The 19,852-nt window shown below is 67.4% G+C and carries 25 protein-coding genes; 22 read left to right on the forward strand and 3 right to left on the reverse strand.

Annotation, left to right across the window (positions count from 1 at the left end; all coding sequences use genetic code 11):
* Positions 1 to 7 precede the first annotated feature (7 nt).
* The 20 genes from IE660_RS00275 to IE660_RS00370 all read left to right on the forward strand — a co-directional run bounded on the left by IE660_RS00275 (position 8) and on the right by IE660_RS00370 (position 16,626).
* The gene (locus IE660_RS00275; protein WP_203566335.1) at positions 8 to 1,018 is read left to right on the forward strand and encodes an ABC transporter permease; all 1,011 of its coding nucleotides are present in this window, start codon (positions 8 to 10) and stop codon (positions 1,016 to 1,018) included.
* Positions 1,015 to 1,995: an ABC transporter permease gene (locus IE660_RS00280; protein WP_203566336.1), complete on the forward strand. Its 981-nt coding sequence runs from the start codon at positions 1,015 to 1,017 to the stop codon at positions 1,993 to 1,995. Before IE660_RS00275 ends, IE660_RS00280 begins: the two co-directional genes overlap by 4 nt.
* Positions 1,992 to 3,026, forward strand: coding sequence for an ABC transporter ATP-binding protein (locus IE660_RS00285; protein ID WP_203566337.1), 1,035 nt, complete (start codon positions 1,992 to 1,994; stop codon positions 3,024 to 3,026). The genes IE660_RS00280 and IE660_RS00285 overlap by 4 nt, the downstream gene beginning before the upstream one ends.
* Positions 3,026 to 3,814, forward strand: coding sequence for an ABC transporter ATP-binding protein (locus IE660_RS00290; protein WP_203566338.1), 789 nt, complete (start codon positions 3,026 to 3,028; stop codon positions 3,812 to 3,814). The genes IE660_RS00285 and IE660_RS00290 overlap by 1 nt, the downstream gene beginning before the upstream one ends.
* Positions 3,815 to 3,993: 179 nt before the next feature.
* A complete protein-coding gene (gene rpmE / locus IE660_RS00295) occupies positions 3,994 to 4,197 on the forward strand; it encodes a 50S ribosomal protein L31 (protein WP_203566339.1) in 204 nt (67 codons plus the stop codon).
* An 89-nt stretch (positions 4,198 to 4,286) separates the two neighbouring features.
* Positions 4,287 to 5,357 carry a peptide chain release factor 1 gene (gene prfA, locus IE660_RS00300; RefSeq protein WP_203566340.1) on the forward strand — a complete coding sequence of 357 codons (1,071 nt, stop codon included), beginning with the start codon at positions 4,287 to 4,289 and terminating at the stop codon, positions 5,355 to 5,357.
* Positions 5,347 to 6,219 (forward strand): peptide chain release factor N(5)-glutamine methyltransferase, encoded by an 873-nt coding sequence (prmC, locus tag IE660_RS00305; RefSeq protein ID WP_203566341.1) that lies wholly within the window; start codon positions 5,347 to 5,349, stop codon positions 6,217 to 6,219. The genes prfA and prmC overlap by 11 nt, the downstream gene beginning before the upstream one ends.
* Positions 6,216 to 7,319, forward strand: coding sequence for an L-threonylcarbamoyladenylate synthase (locus IE660_RS00310; protein WP_328701773.1), 1,104 nt, complete (start codon positions 6,216 to 6,218; stop codon positions 7,317 to 7,319). The genes prmC and IE660_RS00310 overlap by 4 nt, the downstream gene beginning before the upstream one ends.
* Entirely contained in the window at positions 7,319 to 8,431 is a 1,113-nt protein-coding gene (locus tag IE660_RS00315) for an MraY family glycosyltransferase (protein WP_203566342.1), read from the forward strand. Before IE660_RS00310 ends, IE660_RS00315 begins: the two co-directional genes overlap by 1 nt.
* The gene (locus IE660_RS00320) at positions 8,424 to 8,888 is read left to right on the forward strand and encodes a hypothetical protein (RefSeq protein ID WP_203566343.1); all 465 of its coding nucleotides are present in this window, start codon (positions 8,424 to 8,426) and stop codon (positions 8,886 to 8,888) included. The genes IE660_RS00315 and IE660_RS00320 overlap by 8 nt, the downstream gene beginning before the upstream one ends.
* Before the next feature lie 35 nt (positions 8,889 to 8,923).
* Positions 8,924 to 9,154: a hypothetical protein gene (locus IE660_RS00325; RefSeq protein ID WP_203567005.1), complete on the forward strand. Its 231-nt coding sequence runs from the start codon at positions 8,924 to 8,926 to the stop codon at positions 9,152 to 9,154.
* Between the two features lie 46 nt (positions 9,155 to 9,200).
* Entirely contained in the window at positions 9,201 to 9,974 is a 774-nt protein-coding gene (gene atpB, locus IE660_RS00330) for a F0F1 ATP synthase subunit A (RefSeq protein ID WP_203566927.1), read from the forward strand.
* A 64-nt stretch (positions 9,975 to 10,038) separates the two neighbouring features.
* Positions 10,039 to 10,257, forward strand: a complete 219-nt coding sequence (gene atpE, locus IE660_RS00335; protein ID WP_203566344.1) for an ATP synthase F0 subunit C — start codon at positions 10,039 to 10,041, stop codon at positions 10,255 to 10,257.
* A 20-nt stretch (positions 10,258 to 10,277) separates the two neighbouring features.
* Complete coding sequence (locus tag IE660_RS00340; RefSeq protein ID WP_203566928.1) at positions 10,278 to 10,817, forward strand: F0F1 ATP synthase subunit B; 540 nt, start codon at positions 10,278 to 10,280, stop codon at positions 10,815 to 10,817.
* Positions 10,817 to 11,611, forward strand: a complete 795-nt coding sequence (locus tag IE660_RS00345) for a F0F1 ATP synthase subunit delta (protein WP_203566345.1) — start codon at positions 10,817 to 10,819, stop codon at positions 11,609 to 11,611. Before IE660_RS00340 ends, IE660_RS00345 begins: the two co-directional genes overlap by 1 nt.
* Positions 11,612 to 11,683: 72 nt before the next feature.
* On the forward strand, positions 11,684 to 13,318 hold the full coding sequence (atpA, locus tag IE660_RS00350) for a F0F1 ATP synthase subunit alpha (protein WP_203566346.1): 1,635 nt from the start codon (positions 11,684 to 11,686) through the stop codon (positions 13,316 to 13,318).
* 3 nt (positions 13,319 to 13,321) lie between these two features.
* Positions 13,322 to 14,242 carry a F0F1 ATP synthase subunit gamma gene (locus IE660_RS00355; protein WP_203566347.1) on the forward strand — a complete coding sequence of 307 codons (921 nt, stop codon included), beginning with the start codon at positions 13,322 to 13,324 and terminating at the stop codon, positions 14,240 to 14,242.
* A gap of 27 nt (positions 14,243 to 14,269) precedes the next feature.
* The gene (gene atpD, locus IE660_RS00360) at positions 14,270 to 15,724 is read left to right on the forward strand and encodes a F0F1 ATP synthase subunit beta (protein ID WP_203566348.1); all 1,455 of its coding nucleotides are present in this window, start codon (positions 14,270 to 14,272) and stop codon (positions 15,722 to 15,724) included.
* A 1-nt stretch (position 15,725) separates the two neighbouring features.
* Positions 15,726 to 16,127 (forward strand): F0F1 ATP synthase subunit epsilon, encoded by a 402-nt coding sequence (locus tag IE660_RS00365; protein WP_203566349.1) that lies wholly within the window; start codon positions 15,726 to 15,728, stop codon positions 16,125 to 16,127.
* Positions 16,128 to 16,173: 46 nt separating this feature from the next.
* On the forward strand, positions 16,174 to 16,626 hold the full coding sequence (locus tag IE660_RS00370) for a DUF2550 domain-containing protein (RefSeq protein ID WP_203566350.1): 453 nt from the start codon (positions 16,174 to 16,176) through the stop codon (positions 16,624 to 16,626).
* 33 nt (positions 16,627 to 16,659) lie between these two features.
* On the opposite strand, the gene IE660_RS00375 is transcribed toward IE660_RS00370, so the two are convergent.
* On the reverse strand, positions 16,660 to 17,289 hold the full coding sequence (locus IE660_RS00375; protein ID WP_203566351.1) for a cob(I)yrinic acid a,c-diamide adenosyltransferase: 630 nt from the start codon (positions 17,287 to 17,289) through the stop codon (positions 16,660 to 16,662).
* A gap of 29 nt (positions 17,290 to 17,318) precedes the next feature.
* Between IE660_RS00375 and IE660_RS00380 the strand changes: the two genes are divergently transcribed.
* The gene (locus IE660_RS00380; RefSeq protein ID WP_203566352.1) at positions 17,319 to 17,972 is read left to right on the forward strand and encodes a peptidylprolyl isomerase; all 654 of its coding nucleotides are present in this window, start codon (positions 17,319 to 17,321) and stop codon (positions 17,970 to 17,972) included.
* A 7-nt stretch (positions 17,973 to 17,979) separates the two neighbouring features.
* On the opposite strand, the gene IE660_RS00385 is transcribed toward IE660_RS00380, so the two are convergent.
* Together IE660_RS00385 and IE660_RS00390 are read right to left on the reverse strand one after the other, a co-directional pair.
* Positions 17,980 to 18,816, reverse strand: coding sequence for an alpha/beta fold hydrolase (locus tag IE660_RS00385; protein ID WP_328701774.1), 837 nt, complete (start codon positions 18,814 to 18,816; stop codon positions 17,980 to 17,982).
* A complete protein-coding gene (locus tag IE660_RS00390) occupies positions 18,813 to 19,085 on the reverse strand; it encodes a hypothetical protein (RefSeq protein WP_203566353.1) in 273 nt (90 codons plus the stop codon). Before IE660_RS00390 ends, IE660_RS00385 begins: the two co-directional genes overlap by 4 nt.
* Before the next feature lie 53 nt (positions 19,086 to 19,138).
* On the opposite strand from IE660_RS00390, the gene nucS reads away from it, so the two are divergent.
* Positions 19,139 to 19,849: an endonuclease NucS gene (gene nucS, locus IE660_RS00395; RefSeq protein WP_203566354.1), complete on the forward strand. Its 711-nt coding sequence runs from the start codon at positions 19,139 to 19,141 to the stop codon at positions 19,847 to 19,849.
* Positions 19,850 to 19,852 lie beyond the last annotated feature (3 nt).

A 19,852-nucleotide genomic window follows, 5' to 3' on the forward strand; every position in this document is an offset into this window, starting at 1 on the left:
GGGAATCATGGGCCTTGGCCGCTACCTGTTGCGCAAGTTCCTGTGGTACCTGGGTGCATTGCTCGTCGCCCTCCTGCTGAACTTCTTCCTGCCGCGCCTCATCCCGGGCAACCCGGTCGATGCGCTGGTGGGCAGGTTGTCGCAGGGCGGCGCCGGTAGCGATCAGCTGCAGGCGATGCACACCCAGTACGTCAAGGAATTCGGGCTTGACAAGCCCATGTGGCAGCAGTTCTTCATCTATCTGGGCAATCTCGCCAAGGGCGACCTTGGCACCTCGTTCATGCAGTATCCCGCGTCGGTGAACAAGCTGGTGGGCGATGCCCTGCCGTTCAGCGTCGCCCTGCAGCTGCCGGCCATCCTGTTCGGTTGGTTGATCGGCAACCTGCTCGGCGCGATCGCGGCGTTCAAGGGTGGTTGGTTCGACAAGGGCGCCTTCGTCGGCTCGCTGTTCCTGTCGTCGATGCCCTACTACTGCCTCGCCATCCTGCTGCTCTTCGGGCTCGCGGTCTGGTACCCGATGTTCCCGCAGGGCCGCGCGTACTCCCTCGGACTCACTCCTGAGTTCAGCTTCACCTTCCTCAACGACGCCATCAGCTACTGGTGGTTGCCGTTCCTGTCACTGGTGTTGATCTTCATCGGCGGCCAAGCCGTCGGCATGCGGTCGATGGCCATCTACGAACTCGGCTCCGACTACGTCAACTACGGACGTGGTCTGGGCATGAAGGACTCGCAGATGGTGCGCTACATCTTCCGCAACGCCATGCTGCCGCAGATCACCGGTCTGGCCCTGTCGATCGGCGGCCTGGTCGGTGGCGCCCTGATCACCGAGTTGGTGTTCAACTACCCGGGCATGGGCTCACTGCTGTTCGGCGCGATCAGCTCGAACGACTACCCGGTCATCCAGGCGATCACCCTGATCATCACGGTGACGGTGCTGATGGCCAACTTCGCGGTCGAGGTGCTCTACGGGTTCATCGATCCCCGCATCAAGGCCACCCAGGGAGGTGACAAGTCATGAGGTTCTCCGGGCGCTTCTACTTCGGAGCCACGCTCGTCATCCTGGTGCTCCTGGTCGGCTTCATCGGCCCGTTCATCGTCGGTGTCGACCCCAACGCCTCGATCGGCGGCCTCTACGACAAGCCGGGCACTGGCCCGGGCATGCAGTGGTGGCTGGGCACCGACAACGAGGGACAGTCGGTCATGTCGAACCTGGTCTACGGCACGCGCACCTCGCTGCTCGTGGGCCTGATCGCCGGAATCATCGCCAGCTCCATCGGCCTGGTGATCGGCCTGATCGCCGGTTACGCCGGCGGCATGCTGGAAGAGATCCTGATGGGTCTGACCAACATCGTGCTGGCCATCCCCAGCATCGTGATCGTCATCCTGCTCTCGGTCTCGTTGCCACGTCGTGACATCTTCACCCTGGCCCTGGTCATCGGCATCACGGCATGGCCGTGGACGGCTCGTGCCGTGCGCGCGCAGGCCACCTCGGTGCGCACCCGCGAACACATCGAGGTCGCCAAGATGTCGGGCGCCAAGTTCTGGAGCATCCTGGCCTGGGACGTGCTGCCCTACCTGCTCAGCTACGTGGTCATGGCCTTCGTGCTGCAGGTCGCCAGCGCCATCCTCACCGAGTCGTCGCTGTCGATGCTCGGTCTGGGCCCGTCCAACATCGTGTCGATCGGCATGATGCTGAACTGGGCACTGGCCTGGGGTTCGATTCGCGTCGGGGCGTGGTGGGCCTTCATCCCGCCGACGGTCATGCTGACGCTGATCGCCTTCTCGCTCTACCTGGTGCAGTCCAGCTTGGACGAGGTCTTCAACCCGCGGCTGCGTCGTGGCAAGAAGCGCAAGTTGGTGCCGGCAGCAAGCGGCGGTGCGGCCACTGCAGAGATCGACGAACCGGAAGGTGAGCCGGGCGCCTCGGTCGGACCGGCCGCCCTGATGTCGGCCACCGTGGCCGAAGGCAAGGATTCAGGAGGGACCACCCAATGAGCCGTCTGTTGGAGGCGACGAACCTCAACGCCGCCTACCTGACGCCCGAGGGGCGTGAGGTCAAGGCCGTCGATGACGTGTCGCTCTACATCGACGAGGGCGAGATCCTCGGCTGCGCTGGTGAGTCCGGTTGTGGCAAGTCCACGCTGGGCAACGTGCTGGCGCTGACCGCTCGTCCGCCGCTGTACCCGATCAGCGGCAGGATCACCATCGACGGCCAGACCATCAGCCTCGACCGCGAGAACAAGGTTCCTCGCACTTGGCGTGGTGAGGTCGTGTCCATGTTGCCGCAGGGCGCACTCAACTCACTGTCACCGACGGCCCGCATCCGCAACCTGGTCGGCGATGTGATGAAGGCGCACGACGCCAAGATGGGCAAGGATGAGGCGCTCGACCGCGCGCGGGACAGGATGAAGGAACTGGGGCTGCCGCCCCGGGCCCTTGATGCCTACCCCCACGAGTTGTCCGGCGGCATGAAGCAGCGCGTGATCACCGTGATCTCGACGCTGCTGAACCCAAAGTTGCTGATCGCCGACGAGCCCACCTCGGCACTGGACGTGTCGAGCCAGCGGGCTCTGGTCGAGATGCTTCGCGAGATGCTCAACCAGGGGATCATGAAGGGCGTCATCTTCGTGACGCACGACCTTCCCCTGCTCAAGAGCATCTCCGACCGGATCGCGGTCATGTACGCGGGCCAGATCGTCGAGGTCGCCTCGGCCGAGACGATCGCCGACAATGCTCGCCACCCGTACTCCACGGCCCTGCTCAACGCCGTCCTGGCGCCCGAGCCGGACACCCTGGTGAAGCGTGTGGAGGGCATCCGTGGTGCACCGCCGAGCCTGGCCAAGCCCCCGTCCGGGTGCCGTTTCCACCCGCGTTGCGGTCTGGTCATGGACATCTGCTCGGCCAAGCAGCCCGCTCCGGTCGGCACCGACCTGGAGTTCGCCTGCTGCCACTGGACTGCCCAGCACCCCGATCAGGTGATCAGGGTCGAGGACGTCCTGGCCCGCAATGACGAAGTGGAGGAGTGATGGCTGCCCTTCTGAAGGCCAACAACATCCAGAAGACGTTCGGCCACGGCAAGAACGCCGTCCACGCGGTGAAGGGAGCCACCTTCGAACTGGAGGAGGGCACCATCACCGCAGTGGTCGGTGAGTCCGGCTCCGGCAAGTCGACGCTGGCCCGTCTGGTGCTGGGGCTGCTGCCCTCGACCGGCGGAACGCTGGAGTTCGACGGTCGCGACGTCACCAAGCTCTCGTTCATGGAGAGCCAGCGGTACTGGCGCGACGTGCAGGCGGTCTTCCAGGACCCGTTCAGCGCGTTCAACCAGTTCTTCACCGTGCAGCGACTGCTGGGTCGCTCGATGAAGCTCATCGAGGACAAGAAGGAAGCCACCGAGCGCATGCACGAGGCACTCGGGCACGTCGGCTTCGAGGCCAGCGACGTGTTGAAGAAGCACCCGCACGAACTGTCCGGTGGCCAGCGTCAGCGGATCATGATCGCCCGTGCGCTCATGATGCGTCCCAAGCTGCTCCTGGCCGACGAGGCGACTTCGATGCTCGACGCCTCGTTGCGGGTGAACGTCCTCAACGTGTTGCGCGACCTGCGCGACAACCTCGGCACCACCGTCATGATCATCACCCACGACATCGGCCAGGCCTGCTACGTGGCCGAGCAGATGCTGGTGATGGAGAAGGGTGACATGGTCGAGCAGGGGTCGTCCAAGGAGGTCGTGTTCAATCCGCAGCACACCTACACCAAGCAGCTGCTGGCCGACGTGCCGAAGCTGCACGGTGAGCTCGGTGAGATGGTGCACTGAGGACTCCCTGACAGGAGGGGGTGTGGCCGAACGGCCCACCCCCTCCTTCACATTTCGGGCGCGCGGCCCGATTCGTCAGCGTGGCGCTCGCGTGGCAGAATGGACCGGTCGTGCCGGTTCACGCATCGATGCGGACCTCGTCCGAGCGACCCGGCGCACCTGACACCCAAGGAGACACCATGAAGCAGGGCATCCACCCCGACTACGTGGACACCCAGGTGACCTGCACCTGCGGCAACACGTTCACCACCAAGAGCACCGCCAAGGGCGGGCACATGAGCGCCGACGTGTGCGCGGAGTGCCACCCGTTCTACACCGGCAAGCAGAAGATCCTCGACACCGGAGGCCGGGTCGCCCGCTTCGAGCGCCGCTACAAGAGGTAGTCACACGTCCGAGGGACGCCGCGGATCCCTCCGCGGCGTCCCTCGGTCATTTCCCCAGCCTGTTCAGATCACCGTTGCTGGAAGGTCACATGTTCGAGTCGGCCAGGCCGTTGCTGGACGAGTACGCAGCCCTCGAGGCAGAACTGCTCGACCCTGCCCTGCACGCCGATCTGGCGCGCAGTCGCCGGGTGGGTCGTCGCTACGCCGAGTTGCGTGGCGTGGTTGCCGCCCTGGCGGAGCACCTGGGCCTGGTCGACGACCTGGCGGCCGCGCGCGAACTGGCAGAGCTCGGTGACGCCGACTTCGCCCACGAGGTGGATGAGATCGAGGTGCGCCTGGCCGCCTCCGAAGCCCGTGTGGCCGAACTGCTGGCACCCCGCGACCCCCACGACAGCCTCGATGCCGTGGTCGAGATCAAGTCGGGCGAGGGCGGTGAGGAGTCTGCGCTGTTCGCCCGGGACCTGTTCACCATGTACTCGCGATTCGCCGAGCGGATGCGGTGGTCGTTGGAGGTGCTCGACAGCCAGGCCTCCGACCTGGGCGGGTGGAAGTCGGTCACCTTCGTGGTGAAGGCCGCAGGCACCGACGACGTGGCGCCCTATGGGGTGATGAAGTTCGAGGCCGGCGTGCACCGGGTGCAGCGTGTGCCGGTCACCGAGTCGCAGGGGCGCGTCCACACCTCGGCCACAGGCGTGCTGGTGATGCCGGACGTCGACGCCGACGAGGTGGTCATCGACGAGGACGACCTGCGCATCGATGTCTTCCGGTCCTCGGGCCCCGGGGGTCAGGGCGTCAACACCACCGACTCCGCCGTGCGGATCACCCACCTGCCCACCGGCACCGTCGTCTCGTGCCAGAACCAGCGCAGCCAGTTGCAGAACCGCGATGCCGCGATGCGCATGCTGCGGGCACGCCTGACCGCACTGGCCGAGGAGCAGGCCGCCTCAGCAGCCTCGGCAACCCGCCGGGAACAGGTACGCACCGTCGACCGCTCCGAGCGGATCCGGACCTACAACTTCCCCGAGAACCGGATCGCCGACCACCGCATCGGCTACAAGGCCCACAACCTCGACCACGTGCTCGCCGGCGACATGGGTACCCTGGTCGAAGCGCTGCAGGCCGCCGACCTGGCAGCGAGACTTGCCGGCGATGAGGGCTGACTCCTTGGCCCGGGGCGCTGCCGATCGACTGGTCGCCGCCGGGTACAGCAGCGGTGCCGCCGAGGCCCGCACCCTGCTCGCCCACGTGCTCGGCACCACCCCCGCCGGGTTGCTGGTCGCCCCCGACCTCAGCGACGAGCAGTGCGCCGACTTCGACGACCTGGTGAGCCGCCGCCTGTCCGGCACACCGGTCCAGCACCTCACCGGTGAGGCCTGGTTCCGCACGGTGCGCCTCGAGGTCGGCCCGGGCGTCTTCGTCCCGCGCCCGGAGACCGAGGTGATGACCGGCTGGGCCCTGGATCGGATGCGTGATGTCTCGGCGACCGGGCGTCGACCCGTGGTGGTCGAGCTGTGTGCCGGGTCCGGGGCGATCACCAAGGCCCTGGCGGCCGAAGGACCCGATGCCGACCTGCACGCCGTCGAACTGAGCCCCACAGCGGTCGACTATGCACAGCGCAACCTCGAGGGTCAGGGGGTCGACCTGCGCGAGGGCGACATGGCCGAGGCATTCGGTGACCTCGACGGGACCGTTGACGTGGTGGTGGTCAACCCTCCCTACATCCCCCTCGAGGCATGGGAGTCGGTGCAGCCGGACGTTCGTGACCACGACCCCGAACTGGCACTGTTCTCCGGCGATGACGGGTTGGTGGCGACCAGGGTCGTGGCGCGCGTGGCCCAGCGCCTGCTGGTCGGCGGCGGTTGGGTCTGCAGTGAGCATGCCGAGGTGCAGCACGAGTCGGCCCCACAGGTATTCGCGCACGCCGGGTTCGAGCACGTGCGCGACCACCACGACCTGACAGGACGACCCCGCTTCGTGACCGCGCGGATGCCGGAGGGGTTCGTGGCAGGATGGGCGTCGTGAGTGAGCACGCCCAGGACGAGCCGGTCGAGCAGAGGCAGCCCGTCGACGAGCCCCCAACACCCGAGCCGACCCAGGAACCCGGTCTGCCGGCGGCACCGGAGCCGATCGAGGCGATCGTGTCACCCGACCATCTGGACGAGCCAGAGGTGGTCGGGGACGCCGAGCCCGAGGCCCACGATGAGCCCGCACCCGAGCCCGAGCAGCCGACGTGGACGCGCTTCGACGTCACCGACGAGTCCGTCATGGAGGAGGCCTTGGCCGCTGCCGTGGCCGCCATCCGGGCGGGGGAGTGCATCGTGCTGCCGACCGACACGGTCTACGGCATCGGGGTCAGGGCCCAGGACGCCGCAGCGGTCACCAGGCTGCTCGAGGCCAAGGGCCGTGGGCGCGACATGCCGCCGCCGGTGCTGGTCGCTGACACCGCCATGGTGGGCGCACTCGTCGACGAGCTCACCGACTACGCCCTCGGCCTGGCCTCCCAGTTCTGGCCCGGGCCGCTGACCTTGATCCTGACCGCCCAGGAGGGCCTGGGGATGGACCTCGGCGACACCGAGGGCACCATCGCTGTGCGTGTGCCCGACCACGAGTTCGCCCGGCAGCTGCTGCGCAGGACCGGCCCGCTGGCGGTCTCGAGTGCCAACATCTCGGGCCAGCCGGCCTCGACCAGCATCGACGATGCGATCGCGCAACTGGGCAACAGCGTGGCGGTCTACCTCGACTCCGGTGACACGCCGGGCTCGGCCCCCAGCAGCATCGTCGACTTCACCGTCTCGTCCGCCGGCGAGCTCGTCCGCCTCGGGGCGCTGGACGAGGGCATCCTGCTGGCCTATGCGCCCCTGATGACCTATGAGAAGCCAGTGGCGGACGAGCCGGCTCCCGAGGTCGACCAGCCTGCCGAGGACGAGCCTGCTGACGAGGTCGCCACAGACGGGGTACCCACCGACGACGGACCCCAGGACGACCTTCCGGCCGACGAGGCGCCCGCCGAGGATGCCCCGACTGTCGCCCCGTCCACCGAGGAAACGCGAGTCGACGCGCCGCCAGACGACGTGCCGCCTGTCCAGGAGACCCCGACCCCACCACGCAACGCCGCTGACTGATGCGCGAGTACCTGCTGGTGCTGCTGATGGCGGCGATGACCACCTACCTGCTGGGTGGTCTGTGCCGTCGGGTGGCGCTGCGCACCGGCATGCTCGCCATGGTGCGCGACCGCGACGTCCACGCCGTCCCGGTGCCCTATGGCGGGGGAGTGGCGATGCTGGGTGGTGTGGCCACCGCGGTGCTGCTGGCGGCTCAACTGCCCTTCCTGGGACGCCATGCCCTGGTCAGCCATGACGCCGCGGCGATCCTGCTGGCCGGCGCGGTGATCTGCGTGGTGGGGGTGTTCGACGACTGGTTGGAGCTCTCGGCAATCACCAAGTTCGCTGGGCAGGTGCTCGCCGCCGGGATCGTCGTGGCCAACGGGGTGCGGATGTACTGGATCCCGCTGCCGAACTCGATCATCGCCCTCGACACGGCCACCTCGATCCTGATCACCGTGCTGTTCATCGTGCTGTGCACCAACGCGGTCAACTTCGTCGACGGGCTCGACGGTCTGGCCAGCGGCGTGATCGCCATCGGTGCCACTGCCTTCTTCGGCTACACCTACCTGCTGGCGTACGAGCAGGAACTCGTCCGGGCGACCACGGCCAGCCTGATCACCATCGCCATCGCCGGCGTGTGCCTGGGTTTCCTGCCGCACAATTTCTCACCCGCACGGATGTTCATGGGTGACTCCGGCGCGATGCTGCTCGGGTTGTTGATGGCCGCCTCGACGATCTCGTTGACCGGCCAGATCGACGCCAGCGCACTGACTGCCCGAAGCGGTGGCCTGGTGCCGGCCTACCTACCGATCATCCTGCCGGTCGCGATCATGGCGCTGCCGCTGCTCGACCTGGTGCTGGCCTACGTGCGCCGCACCATCGCCGGGCGCTGGTGGTTCGTGGCCGACAAGCAGCACCTGCACCACCGGTTGCTGCAACTGGGGCACTCGACCGTGCGGGCCGTCGCCGTGATGTACGCCTGGGCGGCGGTGCTGTCATTCGGCACCGTGCTGATCGGACTCGACCCCGGGTGGCGCAGCATCGGTGCCGTCGCCGGTGCCGCACTGTTGGCCACGGGTTTCACGCTGCTCCCCCAGCTGAGGGGCCGGCGCGAGGTCACTGGTGGCTGACCGCACGCCCTCGGTGAGCCGACGGCTGCTGTCGGCGATGGTCAAGGGCTCGTTCGCCTTCGCCCACGTGGCCTGGTTGGTGGCGGTCGGGATCGGGTTCTGGTGGGCGCAAGGCCTCGGTGCCGCAAACGCAGCGGTCGGTGGTGCGCTCGTCCTGTTCTTCTTCGGAGCCGGTCAGGGCGTGCAGTTGCTGGCCGGTGAGATGGACCCGCGCACCGGGGTCGGGCTGGCGATGCTGTCGTACCTGGCCAGGGTCGCCGTGCTCGGTGGGCTGCTGTGGCTGGCCATGAACGACGCGCGGCTCGACGCACTGTTCCTGCGTGGGCCGTTCTTCGTCTCGGTGATGGTCGTCCTGCTCGGTTGGCTGGCGGGCATGTTCTGGGTTCACTCCCGGCTGCGCATCCCGATCTACGACAGCCAGTGGGACGAGGGTCCCACGGGTGGCCGATCGGTGTGACCGGCACGGGCCTGACTGCTAGAGTCCATCACGTCATGGAGGACAAGAGCGCACCCACGCCCTCGAAGGGATCTGGCCCGGCCAGTACCGACGACGGACTCGTGGTGTTGAGCTACATCCTGTCAGGCATCCTGTTCTACGGCGGTCTGGGGTGGGCCGGGGCCCACTACCTCGGCCACCGTTGGATGCTGCCGGCCGGACTGATCCTTGGCCTCCTCGCCAGTGTGTACCTCGTCGTCAAGCGTTATGGGAGCCCCACGCGATGATCTCCAGCAGCAAGGAGCAGGCATGCTGACCCTTCCGTTCCTGCCGATGGAGACCGGCGGCGAGGGCGGCTACAAGCCCCCGTCGGTGGAGGACTTCTACTTCCCGACGCTGTTCGGCATCGACCAGGTCGACCGCACCACGGTGCAGGCCATCATCGCCGCCCTGCTGGTGATCGTGCTGTGGGTCTGGGCCGCGCGCCGGCTCAAGACCGTGCCGACCAAGGGACAGTTCTTCAGCGAGTTCATCTACGAGTTCATCCGCAACGGTGTGGCTCGTGACGCCCTGGGCCACGACTACCGCAAGTACCTGCCCTGGCTGCTCGGACTGTTCAGCTTCATCCTGGTCAACAACTGGTTCGGCGAGTTCTTCTACTTCATGTTCCCGACCTTCTCGCGGGTCGGCTACGCCTACGGCCTGGCCCTGCTGACCTGGGTGATCTACATCGGCGCCGGCTTCAAGAAGCACGGCATCCGCTACCTGAAGATGTCGCTGCTGCCCGAGGGCGTGCCGTGGTACCTGTGGTGGCTGATCATCCCGCTGGAGTTCCTGTCGAACTTCATCACCCGCCCGATCACGCTCGCGCTGCGTCTGTTCGCCAACCTGTTCGCCGGCCACCTGGTGGTCACGGTGTTCGTGATCGGCGGCGGCTACCTGCTCACCGTCGACAACAACTGGTTCTACAACGTCGCCGGTGGCGTCTCGCTGATCTTCAGCATCGCCATCCTGTTCCTCGAGTTGTTCATCGGTGCGCTTCAGGCCTACATCTTCACCGTGCTCAGCGCCCAGTACGTCTCGTCCTCGATCTCCGACCACCACTGACCAACACCGCAACAAACCCACAGACCTTCTCCACGCCGGTGGAGAACATCCGAAAGGAAACCAGATGACCCCCATGGAAATCGGCGGCTCGATCAACATGATCGGTTACGCGCTCGCGACTCTGGGCCCGGCCCTGGGCGTGGCGTGGATCTTCGCCTCCGTGATCAATGGAACCGCTCGCCAGCCTGAGGCTCGTGGCGCCATGATGAGCACTGCCTTCATCGGCTTCGCCGTGGTCGAGGCCCTCGCCATCATCGGCATCGCGCTCGCCTTCGTTCTGTGAGCCCTGCCATGGTGACCACCATGGTTGCGTTCGAGATCAACCTCGGGCCGCTCGCTCCGCACTACCTGAGCGAGATCATCATGGGCATCGTGCTCATGGTGCTCATCATCGTGGTGCTGGCGAAGGCCGTCGTCCCGGCGTTCGAGAAGATGTACGCCGAGCGCGCCGACGCCATCCAGGGCGGCATGGAGCGTGCCGAGAAGGCTCAGGCCGAGGCCGAACAGGCCCTTCAGGAGTACCGCAGCCAACTGGCTGAGGCTCGCGAGGAGGCCGCCAAGATCCGTGAGGACGCCAAGAACCAAGGAGCCCAGATCCTGGCCGAGATGCGCGAACGCGCGGCCAAGGAGTCTGAGCGCATGGTCGAGAGCGCCCGCGCACAGATCGAGGCCGAGCGAGCCCAGGCGTCGAGCCAACTGCGCGCCGAGGTCGGTGGTCTGGCGACCACACTGGCCGGCAAGATCGTCGGTGAGTCCTTGACCGACGACCAGCGGGCACGTGGCACGGTCGAGCGCTTCCTGGCCGAACTCGAGTCGACCCCCATCGGAGCTGGTGAGCGCTGATGTCACAGTCCACTGACAGTCGCCTGCGCGAACTCGACGCGGTGCTCGACCAGCAGGGCGCTGCCCCTGAGTTGGCGTCGCAGCTGTTCGCCATCGTCGACGTGCTCGACACCACACCTGCCCTCAGGCGTGCGCTCAGCGACCCCGCTGCCGACGAGTCGGCCAAGGGCACGCTGGTCGACCGCCTGTTCGGCACCCAGGTGGGTGCGGGTGCGTTGGCAGTGCTGAAGGCGGCTGCGGTGCGACGGTGGGGAAGTCCCAAGCGACTCGCCGACGCCGTCGAGCGCCAGGCGGTCCGGGCCGAGTTCTCCTCGGCCTCGTCGGCAGGTCAGCTCGACCAGGTCAGCGACGAGCTGTTCCGGTTCGGTCAGACGGTCGCCGGCAACGACGAGCTGCGCGAGGCACTGGGCAACGGCCGGGTGCCGCTGGCGGCCCGCCGACAGTTGGTGACCACGCTGCTGGCCGGCAAGGCCTCTCCGGCGACGGTGCGGCTCGCCGAGCGGGCCGTCTCAGCCCGCGAGCGCACCTACGCCCTGACCCTCGACAACTACGCCACCACGGCCGCACAGCTGCGCGACCGCCAGGTGGCCAAGGTCACCGTCGCCCAGCCCCTGACGGCCGACCAGGACGCGCGCCTGCGTGCGGCCCTGATCCGGATCGCCGGGCGCCAGGTCGACGTGCAGGTGACCGTCGACCCCGAGGTGCTCGGCGGCATGCGTGTGCAGTTGGGCGACGAGGTGATCGAAGGCACGATCGCCCAGCGCCTCGAGGACGCCCGACGCCAGATCGCCTGACCACCAGACCGACACCATCGACCACCACACATTCAGCTCGTGCCCGACACGAACGTAGGAGAGTAGAACGCAATGGCGGAACTGACGATTCGTCCGGACGAGATCCGCGACGCCCTGGACACCTTCGTCCAGAACTACACCCCGGCTGCTGCCAGCCGCGAGGAGGTGGGCACCGTCGTGACCTCTGGTGACGGCATCGCCCGCGTCGAGGGCCTGCCCTCGGCCATGGCCAACGAGCTGCTCCGCTTCGACGACGGCACACTGGGCATCGCCCTGAACCTCGACGTGCGTGAGATCGGCGTCGTGGTGCTCGGCAACTCCGAGGGCATCGAAGAGGGTTCGGGCGTCAAGCGCACCGGCGAGGTGCTCTCGGTGCCGGTCGGTGACGCGTTCATGGGCCGCGTGGTCGACGCGATGGGCAACCCGATCGACGGTCTCGGTGAGATCAAGGCCGAGGCGCGTCGCGCGCTCGAGCTGCAGGCAGCCGGCGTGATGGACCGCCAGGAGGTCCGCGAGCCGCTGCAGACCGGTCTCAAGGCCATCGACGCGATGACCCCGATCGGCCGCGGACAGCGCCAGCTCATCATCGGCGACCGCAAGACCGGCAAGACCGCCATCGCCATCGACACGATCATCAACCAGAAGAAGAACTGGGAGTCCGGCGACCCCAAGCTCCAGGTCAGGTGCATCTACGTCGCGGTCGGTCAGAAGGGTTCCACGGTAGCCGAGGTGCGCGGTGCGCTCGAAGAGGCCGGCGCGCTGGAGTACACCACCATCGTGCACGCTCCGGCGTCCGACCCGGCCGGCTACAAGTACATCGCCCCCTACGCCGGTTCGGCCATCGGCCAGCACTGGATGTACCAGGGCAAGCACGTGCTGATCGTCTTCGACGACCTCACCAAGCAGGCCGAGGCCTATCGCGCCATGTCGCTGCTGCTGCGTCGTCCCCCGGGCCGCGAGGCCTACCCCGGCGACGTGTTCTACCTCCACTCCCGCCTGCTGGAGCGCTGCGCCAAGCTGTCCGACGAGCTCGGTGGCGGCTCGATGACCGGCCTGCCGATCATCGAGACCAAGGCCAACGACGTGTCGGCCTACATCCCGACCAACGTGATCTCGATCACCGACGGCCAGATCTTCCTGCAGTCCGACCTGTTCAACGCCAACCAGCGTCCGGCCATCGATGTCGGCATCTCGGTCTCGCGCGTGGGTGGCGCGGCCCAGATCAAGGCCATGAAGAGCGTCTCGGGCACCCTGAAGATCAATCTGGCCCAGTACCGCGACATGCAGGCCTTCGCGATGTTCGCCTCCGACCTCGACGCCACCTCGCGGCGCCAGCTCGATCGTGGTGCACGGCTGACCGAGCTGCTGCGGCAGGGTCAGTACGCCCCGTACCCGGTCGAGGACCAGGTGGTCAGCGTCTGGGCAGGTACCAACGGTGAGTTCGACGAGGTGCCGGTCGACGACGTGCTGCGCTTCGAGCAGGAACTGCTCGAGCACCTGCGGCACAACACCTCGATCCTCACCACGATCGCCGAGACCAAGAACTTCGACGACGACACCGCCCAGGCGCTGCGCGAGGAGATCTCCAACTTCAAGCAGGGCTTCCGCACCTCCCAGGGCAAGTTGCTGGTGGGTCGCGAGGAGCATGCTCCGATCGACGAGGACGACATCGACCAGGAGCAGATCGTCACCCCGAAGCGAGGCTGATCGATGGCCTCCAGTCTTCGTGAGCTGCGACAGCGGCGAAACTCGGTCCGGGCGACCCAGAAGATCACCCGGGCGATGGAACTCATTGCCGCCTCGCGGATCATCAAGGCCGACCGGGCAGCCCGGGCTGCCCTGCCGTTCACCAGCGAGCTGAACCGAGCAGTGGCCGCCCTGGCGACCTACTCCACCATCGAGCACCCGCTCACCACCGAGCCCGAGAAGGTGCGTCGGGCCGCGGTGGTGGTGGTCACCTCCGACCGAGGGCTCGCGGGCGCCTACTCGTCCAACGCCATTCGGACGGCGCTGAGGCTGACTGAACGCCTCACCGCCGAAGGCGTGGAGGTCAAGCGCTACGTGGTGGGGCGCAAGGGCATCAACTACTTCCGGTTCCGCAAGGTCGAGCTGGCTGACACCTGGGACGGGTTCTCCGACTCCCCGGCCTACGCCAACGCGGTCGACATCGCCGATGCGGTGATGGCCGACTTCATGCGGCCCCATGACGAGGGCGGCGTCGACGAGATCTACGCGGTCTACACCCGCATGAAGTCGATGCTCATCCAGGAGCCCCGAGTCCGTCGCGTGCTGCCGATCGAGGTGGTGGAGGAGGGTTCGGACAAGGTCAACGAGCTCAAGCCGGTGGAAATGCCGCTGCAGTACGAGTTCGAACCCGATCCCGAGACCGTGCTCGACACCTTGATGCCGCTCTACGTCAGGAACCGCTTCTGGTTCTACCTGTTGGAGTCCGCGGCCTCCCAGCTGGCCAGCCAGCAGCGGGCGATGAAGTCGGCCACCGACAACGCCCAGACCCTGATCGAGACCCTGACGCGCGAGGAGAACCAGGCGCGCCAGGCCGAGATCACCCAGGAAATCAGTGAGATCGTCGGCGGCGCCTCCGCGTTGACCGAGTCCGCCCAAGCAGAGTGACGCCGGAAAAGAGTGAGGACAGAGCAAATGACTGCCACCCAAGTTGATCCCCAGACCCAGGCCAAGCCGGCCGGGGTGGGGCGTGTCAGCCGCGTCATCGGCCCCGTGGTGGACGTGGAGTTCCCCGTCGACCAGATGCCCGACATCATGAACGCCCTGCAGGTCGACACCGAGGTGATGGGCGAGAAGCGCACCATGACCATGGAGGTCGCCCTGCACGTGGGCGACAACATGGTGCGTGCTATCGCCCTCAAGCCGACCGACGGCATGCAGCGTGGCGCCGAGGTGCGCGACAGCGGTGCCCCGATCAGCGTGCCCGTCGGTGACGTCACCAAGGGCCGGGTCTGGAACGTGACCGGTGACTGCCTCAACCAGGACGCCAGCGAGTTCGAGATCACCGAGCGCTGGCCGATCCACCGCGACCCGCCCAAGTTCGACGCCCTCGAGTCCAAGACCGAGATGCTCGAGACCGGCATCAAGGTGCTCGATCTGCTCACCCCCTACGTGCAGGGCGGCAAGATCGGCCTGTTCGGCGGCGCCGGCGTGGGCAAGACCGTGCTCATCCAGGAGATGATCTACCGCATCGCCCACAACTTCGGTGGCACCTCGGTGTTCGCCGGTGTGGGGGAGCGCACCCGCGAGGGCAACGACCTGATCAACGAGATGGAGGAGGCGGGAGTCTTTAAGGACACCGCCCTCGTCTTCGGCCAGATGGACGAGCCGCCGGGCACCCGTCTGCGGGTGGCGCTGTCGGCGCTGACCATGGCCGAGTACTTCCGCGACGTGCAGAACCAGGACGTGCTGCTGTTCATCGACAACATCTTCCGGTTCACCCAAGCCGGGTCGGAGGTCTCTACCCTGCTCGGCCGGATGCCGTCGGCCGTGGGTTACCAGCCCAACCTGGCCGATGAGATGGGCCAGTTGCAGGAGCGGATCACCTCGACCCGGGGCCACTCGATCACCTCGATGCAGGCGATCTACGTGCCCGCCGACGACTACACCGACCCGGCTCCGGCGACCACCTTCGCCCACCTGGACGCCACCACCGAGCTCTCGCGCGAGATCGCCTCGCGTGGCCTGTACCCCGCGGTGGACCCGCTGACCTCGACCAGTCGCATCCTCGACCCGCAGTACGTGGGCCAGGAGCACTACGACACGGCCACCCGGGTCAAGCAGATCCTGCAGCGCAACAAGGAACTGCAGGACATCATCGCCATCCTCGGTGTCGACGAACTGTCCGAGGAGGACAAGATCATCGTCAACCGGGCCCGCCGCATCCAGCAGTTCCTCAGCCAGAACACCTACATGGCGACCAAGTTCACCGGCATCGAGGGCTCGACGGTTCCGCTCAAGGACACCATCGAGAGCTTCCAGATGATCTGCAACGGCGACGTCGACCACATCGCCGAGCAGGCCTTCTTCAACGTGGGCGGCATGGACATGGTGATGGAGAACTGGGACAAGATGAGCAAGGACGCCTGAGGTGGCCGAACCCTTCGTCATCGAGGTCGTCAGCGCTGACCGGTTGGTCTTCGAGGGGCGTGCGGTCAACGTGATCGTGCGCACCACCGAGGGCGACATCGGCATCCTGCCGGGCCACGAGCCGCTGATCGCGGTGCTCGTGCCCTGCGCGGCCGAGATCGTCACCGACGACGGCCGTCGCGAGGTGATTGCCGTCGACGGTGGCTTCATGTCGGTCTCGGCCGGCCGGGTGTCGTTGCTGTCGCAGTTCGCCACCCTGGCCGGGGAGATCACCCCGACCCAGGCCCAGCGCGAACTCGACCACCTGCAGCGAGTCATCGACGCCGGTGACCACACCGACGAGGACGTGCACCGGATGCACATCGCGACGGCGCAGCTCAAGGCCGTCGAGAAGTCCACCTGAGCCGGACGCCGTCAACGGACCAGCACGCATCGGGTAACTTGCTCGCATGGGGTGGCTGGAGTGGGTCGAACTGGCAGCCCTGCTGCTGCTCCTGCTCGTCGTCCTGCCGCTCGCGTTCATGTTCGCCCGCCGGCGCTGGCTGTCGGCCAAGGGCGGGGTGTTCGACTGTGCGATGCGAGTCCGCGACATCGCCAGTGGGGGATGGGCGCTGGGCCTCGCTCGCTACGAGGCCGATCGCCTGGAGTGGTACCGGGCGTTCTCACTGCGGTTCACCCCCACCGTGCAGCTGGAGCGCAACAGCACCAGCGTGGTCAGCCACCGTGACCCCGATCAGGTCGAAGCCCTCGTGCTGTTCGCCGAACACCAGGTGGTCAAACTGCACGACGCGACCCGCCAACGCGATGTCGAACTGGCGATGACGCCGGGCTCGGTGACCGGTCTGATGAGCTGGCTCGAGGCCTCACCGCCCGGGCGTGGCCGCTACCCCGGGGTGGAGTGACGCGTAGGCACAGGCACAGCCCCCTCGCCAGCCCTACTCCCGCTCGCCGCCCGGCACCCACAGCACTTCGGCGTCGGTGTCGGCGCCACCGTTGGTGAGCACGTGGCGACTCATGATGAACAGCAGGTCTGACAACCGGTTGAGGTAGGTCAGGGCCAACGGGTTGAGTCCCCCCTCGGCGGCGGGCTCCCCGGTGTCGGTCGTCTGGTCGAGACCGTACTCGTCGGCGGCAGCCCAGGCGCTGCGCTCCGCCCGTCGCACGACCGTGCGGGCGACGTGCAGCTGCGCGGCCGTCCGTTTTCCTCCCGGCAGGACGAACGAGCGCAGGTTGGGCAGCGGCTCACCGAACTCGTCACACCAATGCTCCAACCGGTCGATCGAGGTCTGCAGGACGCGCAGTGGCTCCCACTGGGGCTCGGCGACCACCGGGGTGGACAGGTCGGCTCCGACGTCGAAGAGTTCGTTCTGGACGATGCGCAGCGCGGCCCTGATCGGCTCGGGCAGGTCATCGCCGGCCAGCACCAGACCGATCTGGGCGTTCGCCTCGTCCACGTCACCGTAGGCCCGCACCCGCGGGTCGACCTTGCGGGCAACCGAGTTGTCGCTGAGCCGGGTCTCGCCCCGGTCGCCGGTACGGGTGTAGATGCGCGTCAAGTTGACCATGCCCACCACTGTAGGCAAGGTTTCGGTACATGGGGTGGACGAGGCGGGCCTGGGCGTTGGCGATGATCGTGGTGCTGTCGGCGGTCACTGGGTGCGCCGAGGATGGCGGCACCACCGAGGCCCCGACGAACCAGGCGCGTAGCTGTGAGTACCCCACGTCGCGCACGCCGGCTCGTCCGGTCGACCCCCCGCCGAGCGAGCCGGCCCGCACGGGCACAGCCACCGCCACCCTCGAGATGGCGGCAGGCACGGTGACCATCACCATGGATCGCGCCAAGACCCCCTGCACGGTGAACTCATTCGAGTCGCTGGTGCAACAGCAGTTCTACGACGACACCCGCTGCCACCGACTGGTCGACACCGGCATCTTCATCCTGCAGTGCGGCGACCCGAGTGCGGTCGGCACCGGCGGCCCGGGCTACACCTTCGACGACGAACTCACCGGATCCGAGACCTACCCGGCCGGCACCGTGGCGATGGCCAACGCCGGCCCCAACACCAACGGCTCACAGTTCTTCATCGTCTGGGCCGACACCCAGCTCGACCCCAAGTACACGGTGTTCGGCACCGTCGACCCGGCCTCACTCGAAGTCATCCAGCAGATCGCCTCGCAGGGTGTCGACGGCGTCGACGGGGTCTCACCGATCGCCGACGCCAGCATCAAGACCGTCGTGATGGGCTGAGCCGGCGTCACTGTTGGTCGGCCAGGGCCTTCTGCAGGATGGCGGTGAACGCCTCGGGCTGGTCGGCGTGCACCCAGTGGCCGGAGTTCTTGACCGTCACCCGACGAGTCCGCGGGAAGAGTTCGCGCATCGGGTCGACGTGCTCGTCACGCACGTAGTCGGAGTCGGCGCCCGCGACCCAGGTGACTGGCCCGTCGAACACCTGACCATCGTCAGTGCGCCAGTCACCGATCTCATCGAGGTGCGAGGCGATCAGTTCGAGGTTCATCCGCCAGCGCCACTGCCTGCCGTGCTCGGCGTGGTGGTCGTGGCGCAGGTTCTGCAACAGGAATGCCCTCGACCCGGGGTTGGTGACCGCGACGGCCAGTTCGCGGTCGGCTTCCTGGCGTGAGGCCAGCGTGGTGAGGTCGATGCCGGCCAGCGCGGTCACCAAGGGGTTGAACTGGCGACGGATCGCGTCTGTGGCTGCCGGCGAGATGTCGACCACGACCAGGTGCGACACCAGCGTGGGATGGCGCAGGGCGACCTGCATGGCCACCTTGCCGCCCATCGAGTGCCCGACCAGCAGGGCGGGGGAGTCGACAGTGAGCAGGTCGTCCTGGGCGGCCACGCGGTCGGCGATCGCTTGGTAGTCGAAGGACTGGGTCCACGGCGAGCGACCGTGGTCGGGCAGGTCGACCAGCAGGCAGCGCAGGCTCGGGTCGGCCTCGCACAGGCTACGTGCGATGGTGTGGAAGTTGCGTCCCTGGCCGAACAGTCCGTGCAGGAAGACCACCCGGCGGGAACCGTCGCCCACCTCGGCCACGTGCAGCTCGTCGGGGACCTCGGTGTGGTGCACCCTCACGGCTTGCGCCCCCAGCAGCCGGTGTGGAAGTGGCGCCGGTTGTCGACTGCCCGCTCGTCCTGCCAGCCGGGTGTGTCGGGCCAGGCGACGACATGGGCCTGGCCGACGCCGATGGTGCGGTGGCACCACGGGCAGGTGTAGCTCTTGGTGGTGCGGTCCCCGGCGACGCTGCGCACGATCCAGCGCCCGTCGGCCTTGTGGGCGTCGGTGGCGTGACCCGCGTTCAGCGGACGTGCTGGTCTGAGGTGCTTGCTCGGTCGTCGTGCCACGGGCCAGAGTCTACGGTCCCGGTCGACGGCTGCGAACCGGCTAGGCTGGCGCGGTGCGTGTCGTGATTGCCCAGTGCCAGGTCGACTATGCAGGACGCCTCACCGCGCACCTGCCGATGGCGACCAGGCTGATCCTGGTCAAGGCCGACGGGTCGGTGTCGATCCATGCCGACGACCGCGCCTACAAGCCATTGAACTGGATGAGCCCGCCGTGCACGCTCACCATCCGCGAACCGCGCGAGGACGAGGCGGCCGCCGTAGCCGAGGTGGACGCGCAACTCAGCCAGGTCTGGGTGGTCGAGGCCAAGAGCGGTGACACCCTGCAGATCAGCATCGGCGAGGTCTTTCACGACTCCACCCACGAACTCGGGGTCGACCCCGGCCTGGTCAAGGACGGCGTGGAGGCCCACCTGCAGGCCCTGCTGGCCGAGCACCCAGCCACGCTCAAGGCGGGGCTGACCCTCGTCCAGCGCGAGTACCTGACCCCGATCGGCCCGGTCGACCTGCTCTGTCGTGACGTCACCGGTGCCTACGTTGCGGTCGAGGTGAAGCGCCGCGGCGAGATCGACGGTGTCGAGCAACTCACCCGCTACCTCGAGCTGATGAACCGCGACCCCTTGTTGGGCAGCGTCCAAGGCGTGTTCGCCGCGCAGCAGATCAAGCCCCAGGCTCGCACGCTGGCCACCGACCGCGGCATCGCCTGCGTGGTGGTCGACTACGACGCGCTGCGCGGCATGGACTCGGCCGACGACCGGCTGTTCTGACCC

This window comes from Aestuariimicrobium ganziense (assembly GCF_015352975.1).
GTDB lineage: Bacteria > Actinomycetota > Actinomycetes > Propionibacteriales > Propionibacteriaceae > Aestuariimicrobium > Aestuariimicrobium ganziense.